The 14,725-nt window shown below is 72.0% G+C and carries 14 protein-coding genes; 5 read left to right on the top strand and 9 right to left on the bottom strand.

Features of this window, described 5'->3' with window-relative positions; all coding sequences use genetic code 11:
* Positions 1-67: 67 nt before the first annotated feature.
* Positions 68-1,666 carry an MFS transporter gene (locus ACPPVT_RS13150; RefSeq protein ID WP_426560931.1) on the top strand — a complete coding sequence of 533 codons (1,599 nt, stop codon included), beginning with the start codon at positions 68-70 and terminating at the stop codon, positions 1,664-1,666.
* 2 nt (positions 1,667-1,668) lie between these two features.
* Here the strand turns inward: ACPPVT_RS13150 and ACPPVT_RS13145 are convergent, their stop codons facing one another.
* A complete protein-coding gene (locus ACPPVT_RS13145) occupies positions 1,669-2,430 on the bottom strand; it encodes a class I SAM-dependent methyltransferase (protein ID WP_426560929.1) in 762 nt (253 codons plus the stop codon).
* Positions 2,431-2,537: 107 nt separating this feature from the next.
* On the opposite strand from ACPPVT_RS13145, the gene ACPPVT_RS13140 reads away from it, so the two are divergent.
* Entirely contained in the window at positions 2,538-3,317 is a 780-nt protein-coding gene (locus ACPPVT_RS13140) for an SDR family oxidoreductase (RefSeq protein WP_426560927.1), read from the top strand.
* 28 nt (positions 3,318-3,345) lie between these two features.
* Here ACPPVT_RS13140 and ACPPVT_RS13135 read toward each other — a convergent pair whose 3' ends face one another.
* Together ACPPVT_RS13135 and ACPPVT_RS13130 are read right to left on the bottom strand one after the other, a co-directional pair.
* Complete coding sequence (locus ACPPVT_RS13135; RefSeq protein ID WP_426560925.1) at positions 3,346-5,484, bottom strand: alpha/beta fold hydrolase; 2,139 nt, start codon at positions 5,482-5,484, stop codon at positions 3,346-3,348.
* Between the two features lie 59 nt (positions 5,485-5,543).
* A complete protein-coding gene (locus ACPPVT_RS13130) occupies positions 5,544-6,647 on the bottom strand; it encodes a class I SAM-dependent methyltransferase (RefSeq protein WP_426560923.1) in 1,104 nt (367 codons plus the stop codon).
* Positions 6,648-6,753: 106 nt separating this feature from the next.
* Between ACPPVT_RS13130 and ACPPVT_RS13125 the strand changes: the two genes are divergently transcribed.
* Complete coding sequence (locus tag ACPPVT_RS13125; RefSeq protein WP_426560921.1) at positions 6,754-9,483, top strand: ATP-binding protein; 2,730 nt, start codon at positions 6,754-6,756, stop codon at positions 9,481-9,483.
* A 2-nt stretch (positions 9,484-9,485) separates the two neighbouring features.
* Here the strand turns inward: ACPPVT_RS13125 and ACPPVT_RS13120 are convergent, their stop codons facing one another.
* The 3 genes from ACPPVT_RS13120 to ACPPVT_RS13110 are packed head-to-tail and all read right to left on the bottom strand — an operon-like array spanning position 9,486 to position 10,910.
* A complete protein-coding gene (locus ACPPVT_RS13120; protein ID WP_426560919.1) occupies positions 9,486-10,052 on the bottom strand; it encodes an MBL fold metallo-hydrolase in 567 nt (188 codons plus the stop codon).
* Positions 10,049-10,219: a hypothetical protein gene (locus tag ACPPVT_RS13115; protein WP_426560918.1), complete on the bottom strand. Its 171-nt coding sequence runs from the start codon at positions 10,217-10,219 to the stop codon at positions 10,049-10,051. Before ACPPVT_RS13115 ends, ACPPVT_RS13120 begins: the two co-directional genes overlap by 4 nt.
* Positions 10,220-10,232: 13 nt before the next feature.
* Positions 10,233-10,910, bottom strand: coding sequence for a TetR/AcrR family transcriptional regulator (locus ACPPVT_RS13110; RefSeq protein ID WP_426560916.1), 678 nt, complete (start codon positions 10,908-10,910; stop codon positions 10,233-10,235).
* Between the two features lie 74 nt (positions 10,911-10,984).
* Here ACPPVT_RS13110 and ACPPVT_RS13105 point away from each other — a divergent pair, with 74 nt between their 5' ends.
* The gene (locus ACPPVT_RS13105; RefSeq protein ID WP_426560914.1) at positions 10,985-11,542 is read left to right on the top strand and encodes a hypothetical protein; all 558 of its coding nucleotides are present in this window, start codon (positions 10,985-10,987) and stop codon (positions 11,540-11,542) included.
* The gene (locus ACPPVT_RS13100; protein ID WP_426560912.1) at positions 11,539-12,231 is read left to right on the top strand and encodes a DUF4386 domain-containing protein; all 693 of its coding nucleotides are present in this window, start codon (positions 11,539-11,541) and stop codon (positions 12,229-12,231) included. The genes ACPPVT_RS13105 and ACPPVT_RS13100 overlap by 4 nt, the downstream gene beginning before the upstream one ends.
* 19 nt (positions 12,232-12,250) lie before the next feature.
* Here the strand turns inward: ACPPVT_RS13100 and ACPPVT_RS13095 are convergent, their stop codons facing one another.
* From ACPPVT_RS13095 to ACPPVT_RS13085, 3 genes are read right to left on the bottom strand one after another with little or no spacing between them, the layout of a single operon-like run.
* The gene (locus tag ACPPVT_RS13095; RefSeq protein WP_426560910.1) at positions 12,251-13,063 is read right to left on the bottom strand and encodes a methyltransferase; all 813 of its coding nucleotides are present in this window, start codon (positions 13,061-13,063) and stop codon (positions 12,251-12,253) included.
* Positions 13,064-13,066: 3 nt separating this feature from the next.
* Positions 13,067-13,672, bottom strand: coding sequence for a DUF3043 domain-containing protein (locus ACPPVT_RS13090; protein ID WP_426560908.1), 606 nt, complete (start codon positions 13,670-13,672; stop codon positions 13,067-13,069).
* A 9-nt stretch (positions 13,673-13,681) separates the two neighbouring features.
* On the bottom strand, positions 13,682-14,710 hold the full coding sequence (locus tag ACPPVT_RS13085) for a cation diffusion facilitator family transporter (protein WP_426560906.1): 1,029 nt from the start codon (positions 14,708-14,710) through the stop codon (positions 13,682-13,684).
* Between the last annotated feature and the right edge of the window lie 15 nt (positions 14,711-14,725).

The following is a 14,725-nucleotide window of genomic DNA, read 5'->3' as shown; positions in this document are numbered from 1 at the left end:
TAAACTCCGGGCTGGCCTCTCCGGTACCCCGGAGCCGCCATCCCGCGTTTGCAGCCGAGAGGGCGCCATGGCTACCGGTCCGGATGAAGTCGTGGCAGCCGAGCGCTCGGGGAGCCGTCGACTGATGCTCCTGCTGGCGATGGCCATGTTCGTCCTGGTCGTCGACACGTCTCTGATGAACGTGTCGATCTCGGCCGTCGTGACCGACCTGGACACCACCGCCAGCGGGGTGCAGTCAGCGATCGCGCTGGAGGCGCTGGTGTCGGCCGCGTTCATCCTCATCAACAGCAAGGTCGGCGACCTGATCGGTCGCAAGCTGGCCTACGTGCTGGGGTTGAGCGCGTACGCCATCGGTGCGCTGGCCATGACCCTGGCCCAGAGCCTGACGGCGATCGTCATCTTCTGGGCCATCATCGGTGGCCTGGGCGCATCGCTGCTGCTGCCGGCCATGCAGTCCCTGATCCACGGCAACTTCGCCGGGGCAGCCCAGAAGCAGGCGTACGCGCTGGTCGGAGCGGCAGCCGCCATCGCTGCCGCGGTGGGTCCGCTGCTCGGCGGGTTCGTCACGACCTACCTCTCGTGGCGCGTCGGGTTCGGGCTGGAAGTCGTCATCATCGCGGTCGTGCTGAGCCAGATCCGCTTGGTGCGGGACGTCCCGTACACCGGGTCACGGCAGGTCGACGTGGTCGGCGCGATCCTGTCCGTGATCGGCATGGGTGGCGTGGTGCTCGGGATCCTGGTCTGGCAGGAGGGCGGCGAGTTCGTCGTCCTGCTGATGGTGCTCGGCGCGGTCGCACTGGTCGTCCTGGCCCGGTGGCTCCTGCGTCGCAAGCGCGAGGGCAAGGTGACCCTGCTCGACCCCGACCTGTTCCGGCACCCCAACTTCACCGCCGGCGTCTCCGGCCAGCTGCTGCAGCAGGTCGCCCTCGGCGGCGCGATGATCGCGCTGCCGCTCTACTTCCAGATGACGCTCGAGTACAACGCGCTGGAGGCCGGGCTGTCGCTGGCACCGCTGTCGTTGACCATGTTCGCGGCCGCGGTCGTCGCCGGCCGCAGGGCCGGTAACCGGCGTCCGGCATCGATCATCCGCGCCGGCTTCGCGCTGGTCAGCCTCGGCGTCGTGGTCATCATCCCGTTCGTCCCACGGGCGGACAGCGGCTGGTGGTTCGTGCTTCCGCTCGCCATCACCGGCTGCGGGCTGGGCCTGCTGGTCTCGCAGCTCAACAACTACACGCTCGCGCCGGTCGAGGAGGAGCGGGTCAGCGAGGCCGCCGGGGTGAACTCGGCCGCGGGGTCCTTCGGGCTCTCCTTCGGTCTGGCCGTCGCCGGTGGCGTCATGCTCGCCGCGCTGTCCGTCGGGTTCACCCACATGACCGAGAACAGCACGGTCATCCCGGCCGCCCAGCAGCAACAGATCTCCGCGGCCCTCGAGGACGACGCCGAGGTGATGAGCAACACCCAGCTCGACAAGCAGATCACCGGGCAGCCCGCAGCGGTAGAGGCCGAGGTCCTGGCCATCAACACCGACGCTCGCAACCTCTCGCTGCAGGTCGCGCTGCTGGTGCCACTGCTCGCGGGTCTGCTCGGCTTCGGCAACTCCTTCCGGATGCTGCGGCTACCCGACCAGCAACCGAAGTCCGCACTCGACGGGATGGACTTCGGCTGATCTCAGGCGTGCGCGCGGACGGCCCACGCGCTCCCGCTGACCTCGAACGGAGCCGGCGGCAGAAGGTCCTCGCACCTGGCCCGGACGGCCTCGCACCCCGCATCGTCCAGCGCCTTGACGTACTCGCCGGCCGGCCCGACGCCGAACGTGTAGGGCTCCCACCACTGGGCGAACGTCTCGAAGCGCACCGAGACGGTGAGCAGCGTCGCCACCGTGTCGCGCAGCCCTGCCTCGACCATCAGCCGGGCCAGCTCCCCTTCACCGGTACCCGGCCGGGCGTCCTCGCCGGTCGCTGACGGGTTCAGGTCGCCCACCGCCTGCCAGAACGTGGTCAGCGGTCCCACACCCAGACCCGAGCGGCGCCAGACGCAGGCAGCGACCGTGCCTCCGGGGCGGCAGACCCGGCGCATCTCGCGCAGCCCCGCCAACGGGTCCGCCATGAAGTGCACGACCAGCTGGCAGGCCACGACGTCGAACACGCTGTCGCCGAACGGCAGGTCCTCGGCGGCCCCGGCGTGCACGTCCACCTCCGGTAGCCGCTCGGCCAGCGCCGCCACGAACGAGGTGGAGGGGTCCACTGCACTGACGCCGTCGGCTCCCAGACGCTCCACGAGCCGGGCGGTCAGCGCCCCCGGACCGCAGCCGACGTCCAGTGCCCGCTGGCCGGCTCGCACCCCGGTGAAATCGGCGAACCCGATCGCGAGCGGTTCGGAGAACCGCCCCATGAACTGGTCGTACGCCTGCGCGGCGACGTCGAACGTCACGCGCCGACTATAGGACCGCCCGCTCCTCCAGGTCCCTGCCGGTGCGTGACGCCAGGGTCCTCCGGGCCATGTGTAGCGTCGGGCACACGCCGAGACGAGGAGCCGGGATGGACCTGCAGCTGGACGACAAGACCGCCGTGGTGACCGGTGCCAGCCGGGGGATCGGGCTGGCGATCACCAGGGCCCTCGTGCGAGAGGGTGCTCGCGTGGTGGCGGGGGCGCGGACGTCGTCCGACGACCTCGACGAGCTGGTGGCGGCCGGCGCCGTCACGTTCGTGGCCGTCGATCTGGCGAAGCCCGAGGCCGCGGCCACGCTGGTCAGCGCCGCTGGCGGCCGGCTCGACGTCCTGGTCAACAACGTCGGGCACGCTCCCGCGCGCACCCAGGGTTTCCTCGCGATCACGGACGAGCAGTGGCAGCAGAGCCTCGAGCTGAACCTGCTCAGCGCCGTGCGGGTGCTCCGCAGCGCGGTCCCGGTGATGATCACGGGCGGCGGTGGGTCGGTGGTGACCGTGGCGTCGGTCAACGCGGTGCTGCCCGACCCGGCCGTCCTCGACTACGGCGCAGCCAAGGCGGCCCTGGCCAACACGTCGAAGGCGTTGTCGAAGGAGCTGGCACCTGCCGGCATCCGGTTCAACACCGTCTCTCCCGGTCCGGTCTCGACCGCACTCTGGCTCGGCGAGGGCGGCGTGGCGCAGACGTTCGCGGCAGCGGCCGGCTCGACGCCGCAGGACGTCGTGGACCAGGCCGCCCGGCAGTCGCCGACGGGGCGTTTCACCACCCCTGAGGAGGTTGCCGATCTCGTGCTCCTCCTGGCGAGCGAGCGGTCGGCCAACGTCACCGGTGCCGACTTCACCATCGACGGCGGGCTCGTTCCGACCTGGTAGGACACGCTCCAGGCCGGTCGTGCCCGTGTCAGATCAGCTGGGCGAGCAGGTCGGCGGCCCGCGCCGCACCGTCGGTCTCGACCGGCAGGTAGGCGACCTCGCGAGTGACCTCCTTGGCGATCGCCTCCGCCAGCGCGTCCGGCTCCTGCGCGGTCTCGAACGGCAGCATCCGGCCGGCGCCGTACCGGTCGAGCCGGGTGCGCACATGCAGGTTCTGCTCGAAGTGGTGACGCAGCGGGATGTAGACGAACGGCTTGCGCAGCGCGGTCAGCTCCATGGTCGTCGTCAGGCCCCCCTGCACCACGGCTAGGTCGCTGGCCGCCAGGTGCCGGAACAGGTCGGGCAGGTAGCCGACCACGTCGACCCCGTCGGTCGCCGGCAGCGAGGCCGGATCGATCCGCGGCCCCGTGACGAACAGGAATCGCAGCTCGGGGGACAGTTGACGCACCAGCGGCACGGCGTCCAGCACCCTGCGCAGCAGCGGCGCCCCGACGCCCGAGCCACCCACGGTGACCAGGCAGAGCTTTTCGTCCGGCCCGATGCCCAAGCCGTGTCGCAGTTCCTCGGTACCCTGCAGTGCCGCTGGGTCGAAGCCCGTCACGTACCCGGAGAAGGCAAAGTTGTCCTGAGTCCAGTCCCGGATGCGCGGCAGGCCCGGCCCGAAGTCGGCGTCCACGATGTCGTCCGGGCTGCCGACGAAGACCGAACGATCCCGGATCCGCGCGAAACGCGCCCGCTGCTCGATCATCTCCGCGTTGTAGTCGGTGGTGAGCGCGGCCTCGGCGGCGCCGCCGTCCGGCATCGGTAGCCAGCCCACGAAGTCCGTCATCCAGGCGAACGCGAACCGCTTCAGCTCCGGGTTCTCATGCAGGAAGTAGTCGACGTCCCAGGCCTCGTCACCGACGACGAGGTCGTAGTCCTGCTCGGCGACCACGTCCGAGAAGACCATGAAGTTGTGAACGAGGATCTCGTCCATCCGCCGGATCGCAAGAAAGGCGTGCAGGTCGTGCTCGCCAGACTCGTGCTCGATGTGTCCGGACTCGTTTCGCAGCCAGCCGGACGCCGGGTGGATGCGCTCGCCACGGTCCTGCAGGACTGTAGTGACCGGGTGCTGGGCGAGCCAGTCGATCTCGACGTCGGGGTGCCGGGCCCGTAGCTCGGCCGCGATCGCGGCGTCCCGCTGGGCGTGTCCCAGACCGATCGGCGAGGACAGGTACAGCACGCGGCGCGGTCGGCTCGAGGCGTGCACCCAGGTGGTCCGGGCGGGCGGCGGCGGCTGGACCCGGTCCACGAACTGCGCGATCAGCTGGTTGATCCGCACCGGGTCGCGCCCGGGGACGCCATGGCCGGAACCCTCGAGCAGCACCAGGGAACCGCCGGTGAGCTCGGCCAGCTTCTCGCCGATGGCGTGCGAGCGGATCTGGTCATTCGTCCCGTGCACGACCACCACCGGGCAGGTCACCTTGGCGCACAACGGCTCCAGCGGCTCACGGACCGCGCCGTCCACGCCCAGCCGCCCGGCGGTGGTGTCGGCGAGGGTCGCCGGTGAGATCTCGTGCGCCCAGCCGACGCAGTCCTCGCGCTGCTTGGTGGAGTGCAGCTCGGGGTACATCTTGTCGAAGAAGAAGCGCACGAAGTCGTCGTAGCCGCCTTCCAGCCAGTAGTGCTTGTTGTATTTGGCCCAGCCCTCGGTGGTCGTGAGCCGGTCACTCCAGCCGAACTGCTCTCGCTCGGGGTCCGTCACCGAGAGCCCGCAGGCCGGCCCGATCGCGAACAGCCCGAGCACCCGGTGGGGGTGCTTGGCCGCGACGTGCACGGACCAGGTCCCGCCACAGGATATTGACACCAGCACTGCCTGATCCGTTCCGGTGGCGTCCATCACCGCCACGATGTCCTCGCAGTACTCGCCGTCCGTGTACGCGGCCGCGCCGACCGGCCGCCCGGAGCGTCCGCTGCCGCGGCCGTCGAAGGTCACCACGCGGTAGTGCCGGGACAGGTAGCCGACCTGCGCCTTCCAGAACCGGGAGGGCACGATCGACCATGTCGGCACCAGCACCACCGTCGGTTGGTGATCCTGCCCGAAGACCTCGTACGCCAGGGCGACACCGTTCCGCTCGACGACACCCTGGACGTCGGGGTCTGCGGCCCTGCTCGGATCACGGCCCACACCGGCAGTGTCCTCCCTGCCGGTGTGGGCGTCACCCGTGCGCACGTGGTCGGCCAGCGTCAAGGCCGGACCTCGAGCACGTTGTTGAACGGGGTGTTCGTAGCGGCCCGGAAGTGCCCGAAGCCCGCTGCCGTCGCGACGTCCCGGATCTTCGCCGGCCCGGCCTGCGTCCCGAGCGCCAGACCGACGTCCTGGGAGAGCGAGGCTGGCGTGCACAGCAGGGTGGAGAAGCCGTAGTAGGCGCGGCCGACCGGGTTGAGGTTGTCCTGCACCGTGTCCCCGGCCATCGGCTCGACGACCATCCAGGTGCCGTCGTCCGCGATGGTCTCCTTGACGTGCCGTGCGGCACCCACCGGGTCGCCCATGTCGTGCAGGCAGTCGAACATCGTCACGAGGTCGAAGCCGCTGCCGGAGTAGCCCGTCGCCGGTGCGACCTCGAAGGTGACCCGGTCGCTGACCCCCGCCGCCTCGGCCCGCTGACGGGCGATCTCGATGGAGCCCTCGTGGTAGTCCGAGCCGATGAACGTCGAGCTCGGGAACGACTTCGCCATCAGGATCGTGGACGCACCGTGGCCGCAGCCGACGTCGGCGACGCGGGCACCGCGCTGCAGCTTGTCGACCACGCCGTCCAGCGCCGGCAGCCACTCGTCGATCAGGTGGCCGTTGTACATGGTGCGGAAGAACCGCTCGCAGCCGACGTGCACGTCGCTGTTGTGCGCGTGCCAGCCCAGGCCGTCACCGTCCCGCGCCGCCTCCAGGATGCCCGGCGCGTCCCGCACCGTGCCGTGCGCGATCTGGAAGAACCCGGGCAGGTACGCCGGGCTGGTCTCGTCCACCAGCGCCGCGGCGTGCTCGGCCGGCAGCGTGTAGCGGCGGGTGTCCGGGTCGTAGTCCACGAAGCCGCCGGCGGCCTGCGCGTTGAGCCACTCGCGGGCGTAGTGCTCGCTGGTGCTCGTCCCCTCCGCGAGCTCAGCGGGCGTGATCGGCTCCCCGTCGGCCATCGCGCGGTAGTACCCCAGCTCGTCGCCCATCACGACCAGTGCGGTGTTCAGGGTGGCGCCGACCTCTCCGACGGCGCGGAAGACGAAGGCCATCAGCTTGTCGGGGTCGATGGTCCGCTCGGCCAGCTTCGCTGTGGCATCGGCTCGGTCGATAGTGGTCATCTGCGTTCCTTTGCTCAAGATCGTCTGCGGTCGAGATCGAGCCTGGCTGCGCGGGTGCCGCGATCGCATCAGGGTGACCCCCTGGGTCCCTCCCTAGACTCGATGCGTGCTGGTCGGCCGCGAGCGCGAGCGCCGTGTCATCCAGGCCCTGGTGGCTGCGGCCCGGGTCGGGGAGAGTGGCGCCCTCGTGCTGGTCGGCGAGGCGGGGATCGGCAAGACCGCACTGTTGGAGGACGCCGCGCGCAGCGCCACCGGGTTGCGGTTGCTGCGGGCCAGGGGGACGACGTCGGAGGCCGAGGTGCCGTTCGGCGGGCTGCTCCAGCTGCTCCGTCCGGCCCTGGTGCACCTCGAGCGCATCCCGGAGCCGCAGGCCGAGGCGCTGGCCTCGGCGCTCGCACTGCGCCCGGGTACCGGCGGCGACCGGTTCGCGATCGGGGCGGCCACGCTCAGCCTGCTCAGCCGGCTCGCCGAGGACGAGCCGGTGGCGCTCCTGGTGGACGATGCGCACCTGCTCGACCTGCCTTCCGCTCAGGCGCTGACCTTCGCGGCGCGGCGGCTGACCGCCGACCCGGTAGTGCTGCTGGCCACGGCCCGAGAGGGGCACCCCTGCGCGCTGACCGAGGCCGGACTGCCTGTCCTGCAGGTCGCCGGCCTGTCGGACTCCGAGGCCGGGGACCTCGTGCTGGCCTCCGGACGGCGGTTGAGCAGCGAGGTGGTGAGCAGGCTCAGCGCGGCGACCGGGGGCAACCCGCTGGCCCTGATCGAGCTGGCCGACGAGGCCGACCTGCTGGACGCCCTGCCGCCCGGCGCACCGCTGCCGGTACCGGCGTCCCTGGCGCGTGCCTTCGCCCGGCGTGCCGACCAGTTGTCGCCCGACGCCCGGACGGCGCTCGTGGTCGCGGCCGCGTCCGGCGGCGACCTGGGAGAGGTCGCCCGAGCATGCGAGCTGCTCGACGTCCAGGTCGGTGCGCTGGACGAGGCCGAGGCGGCCGACCTGGTGCGGGTCGGCGCGGGTGAGGTCGCGTTCCGGCACGACCTGGTCCGTTCGGGCGTCTACTCCGAGGCGTCGGCGAGCGTTCGGCGGGCGGTGCACCGGGCGCTCGCGCAGGCCCTGCCGGCAGACGACGTGGATCGACGGGCCTGGCACCTCGGCGAGGCCGCGACCGGCCCGGACGCCGAAACCGCCCAACTGCTGGAGACGGCGGCGGTCCGGGCCCGTGATCGTTCCGCCCACGCCGTCGCGGCGGGCGCGTTCGAGCGGGCGGCCAGGCTCAGCCCAGGTCCGGACGAGCGGGTGAACAGACTGGTCGGAGCCGCTGAGTGCTCGTGGCAAGCCGGGTTGGCGGACCAGGCGCTGGCCCTGCTGGCCCGGGCGGCCGAGCTCCCGCAACCAGCTGGGCTGCGTGCTCGCGCAGCCGGTCTGCACGGCACGGTCGCGGCCCGGACCGGATCGGGGCAGGAGGCCCGCGACGTGCTGATGAGCGCGGCAGGGGAAATCGGCGACGACGACCCGGACACCGCGATCGGACTGCTGGCCCAGGCGATCCTGGCCTGCTTCTTCGTGGGGGACACGGCGACGATGGCCGAGGCAGCGGCCCGGATCGACGACTTCGCGACGCGGGCCGGTAGCCAGCGAGCGCTGTGGTTGGGGGAGATGTCCGCCGGGGTGGCCGAGGTGCTGACCGGTCGTGGCGGCCCGGAAAGGATTCGCGGGGCGGTCCAGCGGCTCGGTCCGGACGACGCCTTGGTGCACGACCCGACGCTTGCGCCGTGGCTCGTAGCCGGTCCGCTGTTCCTACGCGAGAGCGAGACTGGTCGCGACCTGATCCGGACGGTGATGACGGACCTGCGGCGCCGGACGGCGATCGGCGGACTGCCGTTCCTGCTCTTCAACCTGGCGCGGGACCAGGCGACCACCGACCGCTGGGACGTGGCGGAGGCCACGTACACCGAGGGCATCAACCTCGCCAGGGAGACCGGGCACTGGAGCGACCTCGCCGGGTGCCTCGCGGGGTTGGCGTGGCTGGAGGCGCGGCGGGGGCGCGACGTGGACTGCCGGGCCCATGCGCAGGAGGCTGTGCAGGTCGCGCAGTCGCGCCACGAGGCGTTCTTCGTGGCCTGGTCACACTTCGCGCTGGGCGAGCTGGAGCTGGGCCTCGGCCGGCCGGAGGTGGCGCTCGACCACCTGGAACGTCTGGACGGGCTGCTCGTCGACCTCGGCCTGGACGACGTGGACGTCGCACCCGGCCCGGAGCTCGTCGACGCGCTGGTCCGGCTCGGCCGGGACGACGAGGCGCGCGAGATCGCGGGGCGTCACCTGGCCAGAGCGCAGGTCAAGGGCCAGCCGTGGTCGCTGGCCCGGGCCGCCCGGGCGGCGGTGATGACGTGTGTCGAGCCTGAACTGGACGACTGGGCCGAGCGCGCCATGGAGCACCATGGGCGCACCGTGGACTCCTTCGAGGTCGCCCGCACCCAGCTCGCCTATGGTGCGAGGCTGCGTCGGGCCCGCCGTCGGGTCGACGCCCGCGAACCGCTGCGCGCTGCGCTCGCGGTCTTCGAGCAGCTCGGTGCGCGGCCGTGGGCGGATCAGGCCGCGGTCGAGCTGAAGGCGACCGGTGAGACCGCGAACCGGCGCAGCTCCAGCGCGCTCGAGGACCTCACCCCGCAGGAGCTGCAGGTGGCACGCATGCTGGCCGCCGGCCGGACGACGCGCGAGGCCGCGGCCGCGCTCTTCCTGAGCCCGAAGACGATCGAGTACCACCTGCGGCACGTCTACATCAAGCTCGACGTGCGCTCGCGCAGCGAGCTCGCGGCCAGGATCGCCCCGTCGGGCTGAGCTCAGCGGGGGGTGGTCGGGCCGGGGGTGAACGGTTCGCCGTGGCCGGGCACGATCAGGGCCGGTGCCAGGTCGAGCACCAGCCGGCGCGAGGCACGCAGGGTGTCGGCATCGGCGTACGGGTCCTGCGCCGGCCCGTCGGCGTGCCACCACAGGTGCGTGCAGACGACGAGGCCCTGGTCGGTCTCGACGACGGTGCTGAGGTCCTGCGGGCTGTGACCGGGCGTGAGCAGCAGCCGGACGGACGGCGAGAGCTGCTCCTGGCCGCCCTCGAAGTCGCGGCTGAGCCACTCGTCGTCGACATAGGTCGCCCAGAAGTCGTGGATCCTGGCGTTCAGGAACAGTGCGGCGTTGATGGTGTGGTCCGGATGGTGGTGGCTGAACACCACATCGGTCACCGAGTCCGGCCGGACGCCGAGCTCGGCGAGGGGGTCCAGGATCCGGGCCCGGTCGGCGACCATGCCCGGGTCGACGACGGCGACGAGGTCACCGTCGCGGATCAGCGCGACGGTGCCGGCGACGCGGTCGCCCACGTAGCCGACGGTCAGCACGTCCAGCTGTGCGGTCATGGCGCGATCATGTCAGTCCGGCGGTCGTGACGGCCGGTTGGTCCGGCCAGGTCACCGCGTACGACGAGTCGGCGGTGCGCCTCGAGCAGCGTCAGGACGATGCCGGCGCCGCCGCTGTACAGGGTCGGATCGACCTGGCTCGGCAGCGGGTTCGGCAGGTCGCTCACCCGGTCCAGCCTGTCACGGCTGCAGCGCGGCCCGCGAGGCGAGGCCGGTCAGCAGCTGCCCGAGCACCCACGTGTAGTGGGCGTCCGAGCCGTAGCCGGCCATGGCGCTCGCCACCCGCACGGTGTGCGGGAACTGCTCGGCCGGCAGCGCGGCGAGCAGGTCGCCCAGCCCGGCGCTCGTGCCGTCGCCGAACCGAGCGGCGTCCTTGCTGGTGGCGAAGGCCGACCAGCCGTAGTTGAGCGCGATGATCCCACTGAACGCCGCGACGGCCGCGTCGCCGCGGACCCCGCCGCGGTCGAGCGCGGCGAGGACGACCTCGCCGACTCGTACCGCGCCCAGCCCGGGCGTCGGGTGCGAGATCAGCGGGACCACAGCCCAGGGATGCCGCACCAGCAGGTCACGGTGCGCGACAGCGCACCCGGTCAGGTCGTGCAGCCAGTCGTCCGTGCCGGCCGGCGGGGCGAACCGCGCGAGGACTCGGTCGAGCAGCGCGTCGACCAGCACGTCCTTGGTGGGGAAGTGGCGGTACAGCGCCATCGTCGACGCGCCGAGCTCGGCGGCCACCGCACGGATGGTGAGCGCGTCGATGCCGTCCGCGGCGACCCGCTCTGCGGCGTCCAGGATCGTCTCGGGGCTCAGCGATCCTCGGGCCAGACGGCCACGGGACGCAGCGGCAGGGGAGCGGCTCACGGTCTTGACTCCTTCATGTGTACAGCGTACGTTATCTCTGTAGCGTACAACGTACACAACCTGAGGAGCGCGCGATGTCCTGGTTCCGCTGGCTGCCCACCCTGCTGGGGTTCCCGCTCGGTGGCCTGCTCGCCATCCACACCGCCGGTTCGGTCGGCGGGCCGGTGTCCGGCGCGTTGGCCGGCCTCGTCGCCGGTGCCGTGCTGGGCGTCGTCCAGTGGCTGGCCCTGCGCGGACTCGGCATCGGCCTCGTCTGGGTGCTCGCCACGGCCGTGGGGACGTCGGTCGGCGCCGCCCTCGCCGCAGCGCTGACCGGCGGCGCGCACTCGGTCGGCGCGCTGGTGCTGGGTGGGCTGGTCACCGGGGCCTTCGTCGGCGCGGCACAGGCTGTGGCCTGGCGTCCCGGACGACGCGCAGCCGCGATCTGGGCGGCCACCGTCTCGCTGAGCTGGGCACTGGGCTGGCTGGTCACCGCCAACGTCATCGTGGACGCCGAACGCGGCTACGTCCTGTTCGGGTCCAGCGGCGCGTTGCTGGTCACCGTGCTGACCGGGGCAGTGCTGCACCGGCTCGCAGCCACGGGCGCCGCAGCCGGGTCCGGCGCGGCGAACCAACTCGCGACCCAGCGATGAGCGCCACCGCTGTCGCCGGCGTCCTGCTCGTCGCGCTGCCCATCGCCTTCAACGTGGCGTTCGCGGCGCTGGCCAAGGTCTTCGACTACCCCGACGTGCTGCGCCGGCCGACGGCCGAGGTACTGGCCGGGTTCCGCGAGGGCGGCACGGCGCTGCTGCTGTGGTGGTGGGGGTTCATGCTCACCGCAGTGGCCCTCGCGCCGCTGGCCGTGCTGCTCGGCCTGGTGCTCACGGGCGCCGACGCCACGGTCCTGCGCCTGGGTGCGGCCCTCGGCGTGCTAGCCGCGCTCGTTCAGTTCCTCGGACTGTCCCGCTGGCCGTTCCTGGTGCCCTACCTGGCCCGGGTCGCGGCGGAGCCCGACCTCACGCCGGCCCGCAGCGAGGCGGTAGACGTGGTGTTCCAGTCGTTCAACCGCTACCTGGGCGTCGCGGTCGGCGAGCACCTGGGTTACCTGTTCACCGGCGCCTGGACCGTGCTGGTCGGCACCGCGGTGGTGCAGAGCTCGGTCGCACCGGCCTGGCTGGGCGTGCTCGGCATCGTCTTCGGTGCGCTGCTCGCTCTGTGCTCGCTGGAGTTCGTCGGGCCGTTCGAGCGCTCCGGCTGGCGGGTCGCAGCGATGACCACCCCGATCGCCTACGTCGCCTGGTCGCTGTGGCTGGTCGCCCTCGGTGTCGCGCTGCTGTGGTGAGCCGCGCAGGAGCGCTACGTCAGCGCCCGCTGTCGGTCACGGCCGGACGCCGTCCGATGACATGCAGCAACGTGGCAACCTTGCGGTAGGGGTCGGTCGAGCAGACCCGCTCCTCGGCGGCCAGCAGCGCCGCCAGCTCGTCCGGGTCGTCCGGCACTCGTTCGTCCACCCCGACCCCGTCGGTCAGCAGCCGCACGCCGTACCAGGCCTCGATGTGCATGCGGCGTCCGGACACGTACGAGGCCAGCTCCTCGAGCCGGTCGGCCCTCGCCCGGACGCCGAGCTCGTTGACGTAGTGCGGCTGTGGCTCAGCGGCCTCGTCCAGCAGGTCCAGGACGTCGGCCCACTGCCGCCGCAGGCCCGGCCGCAACGCCATGCCGTCGGCGTTGCGGGCCAGCACCGACAGCATCCCGCCGGGCGCCACGAGGTCGCTCAGCGTCCACAGCGCCTGGCCGGGCTCGGGCAGGTACATCAGGACGCCGTGGCACAGCACCACGTCGAAGGTCTTGGGCTGGTGCTGGTCCGACAGCGCCTCCACCGCGGTGTCGACGAGCGTGATCCGCGCCCTGACGTCCTCGGCCTCGGCGGCGAGCGCCTCGTCGAACGCCGCCCGCATCCCGCCGTCCGGTTCGGCCGCCACCACGGTGTGCCCGAGCCGGGCCAACCGGATCGACTGGGTGCCCTGCCCCGCGCCGACGTCCAGCACCCGCGCAGGCAACCCGGGTAGATGACGGGCCAGCTGTCGGGTGACGAGCTCCTGACGGACCACGTTGCGCAGGTTGCCCTGCCGGGCCAGCCAGGGCTCGCGGCCGCCTCCGAAGCTGTCCGCCACTGCTCAGACCGGGAAGTCGCCGCGCTTGACCATCGGCCGGGGGACTCGGGTGCGCCGGATCTGGAACGAGCGCATCACCGCGTACCAGCCGAGGCCACTGACGATGGCCCCGTCGCCGAACTTGGCCTGCACGGCCTTCTTGATCCGGCGCTGCATCCAGAACGCGTCGACCGCGGACAGCGCCACCAGCAAGTACGTCGAGACCAGGAGGCCGCCGAAGATCTGCTGGTTCTTGATCAGTCCGCTGCCCACGAAGGACAGGATCAGGAACAGGAACATCACCGGCAGCAGCACCTCGCCGAGGTTCCACCGGGCGTCCACGAAGTCGCGAGCGAAGCGGCGAACCGGTCCGCGGTCGCGCGCGGTGAGGTAGCGCTCGTCGCCGGCGACCATCCGCTGGCGGGCCTCGACGCGCTGCTCGCGGGCGGCCTGCTTGTCCGCCTTGCTGCCGGGCTTGCCGACGCTCTTGCGAGCCGCCGGGACCAGCGGTTGGCGGCGCGCAGCCTCGACCTCACGTCGCTTCGGGGTGGGTCGGTTCTTGCCTGGCCCCTGGTCCGCCTCAGGCGTGGCAGGGGTGTCTGTCTGGCTGGTCTTACGTCGTCCGAGCACCTGCGGATCCTACCTGGGCTCTGCGGCGGTTTCTTCCAGCGCCGAGGCGACCCGGTCGCCGTACCGGGCACGGACCTCGGCGCGCAGCTGCTCGTCGTGCCGGGGGACGGGCTCGAGGAACACCTCGGCGACGTCCGGGAACTCCCGACGCAGCTCTCGGTCCATGGCGAGTGCCAGCCGCTCGATGTCGCTGCCGGACAGCCCGTCGACGAAGTCCAGCCGGGCGCAGACCAGCACCCGGTCGGTGCCGATCCGCTCAGTGAGCAGGTCGACCAAAGCATCGACCTCCGGGCGTGAGGCCAGCCACCGACCCAGCGCCCGCACCAGCCTCGGGTCGGCCGCGCTGCCGACGAGCAGGTCCTTGTTGGTCCGGGCCAGCAGGAACGCGACGAGAGCCAGCACGGCGGCGATCAGCAAGGATGCCAGGCCGTCCCACAGGGCCGAGCCGGTGGCCGCGTGCAGCCAGACGCCGGCCATCGCCAGCACCACGCCGACCAGGGCCGCCGAGTCCTCGTAGAACACGGTCTTCACCGTCGGGTCGTCGGTGGACCGCAGCAGCTCACGCACGCTCTGGTGGTGCTCGCGGGCATCCGAGCGGACCTGGCGAGTTGCCCGCACCCAGCTGGTGCCCTCGAGCACGAACGCGATGCCCAGCACGATGGTGGACAGCGCCACCTCCGCCGACTCGTGGCCGGGTCCGAAGATCGAGCGCAGCCCCTCCAACGCGGCGAAGATCGCGCCGGAGACGAAGATCGAGACGGCCGCGACGAACGACCAGAAGAAGCGTTCCGGGCCGTAGCCGAACGGGCGGTGCCGATCCGCCGGGCGCTCGCTGCGCCGCAAGGCGACCAGCAGGATCACCTCGTTGGCCGTGTCCACCACCGAGTGCGCGGTCTCGGCCGCCATCGCCGCCGAGCCGGACAGCGCGGCGGCCACGCCCTTGGCCAGCGCGATCGCCGCGTTGGTCGCCAAGGCGACGAGCACGGTCACCGTGCTCTCGGAGCTCGTTGGCTGATCGCCCTTGCCTTGCTGCGCCACGACGGCACGCTACGC

It is taken from the genome of Angustibacter sp. McL0619 (assembly GCF_049994355.1).
Lineage (GTDB): Bacteria > Actinomycetota > Actinomycetes > Actinomycetales > Angustibacteraceae > Angustibacter.
The sequence above is the reverse complement of the archived record's forward strand: the minus strand, read 5'-3'. Positions and strand labels throughout refer to the sequence as shown.

What these genes read in the sequence shown, in the direction of transcription:
- ACPPVT_RS13150 (WP_426560931.1), top strand. Translation starts at nt 68, where the DNA reads ATGGCTACCGGTCCGGATGAAGTCGTGGCAGCCGAGCGCTCGGGGAGC.
- ACPPVT_RS13140 (WP_426560927.1), top strand. Translation starts at nt 2,538, where the DNA reads ATGGACCTGCAGCTGGACGACAAGACCGCCGTGGTGACCGGTGCCAGC.
- ACPPVT_RS13130 (WP_426560923.1), bottom strand. Translation starts at nt 6,647, where the DNA reads ATGACCACTATCGACCGAGCCGATGCCACAGCGAAGCTGGCCGAGCGG.
- ACPPVT_RS13120 (WP_426560919.1), bottom strand. Translation starts at nt 10,052, where the DNA reads ATGACCGCACAGCTGGACGTGCTGACCGTCGGCTACGTGGGCGACCGC.
- ACPPVT_RS13105 (WP_426560914.1), top strand. Translation starts at nt 10,985, where the DNA reads ATGTCCTGGTTCCGCTGGCTGCCCACCCTGCTGGGGTTCCCGCTCGGT.
- ACPPVT_RS13100 (WP_426560912.1), top strand. Translation starts at nt 11,539, where the DNA reads ATGAGCGCCACCGCTGTCGCCGGCGTCCTGCTCGTCGCGCTGCCCATC.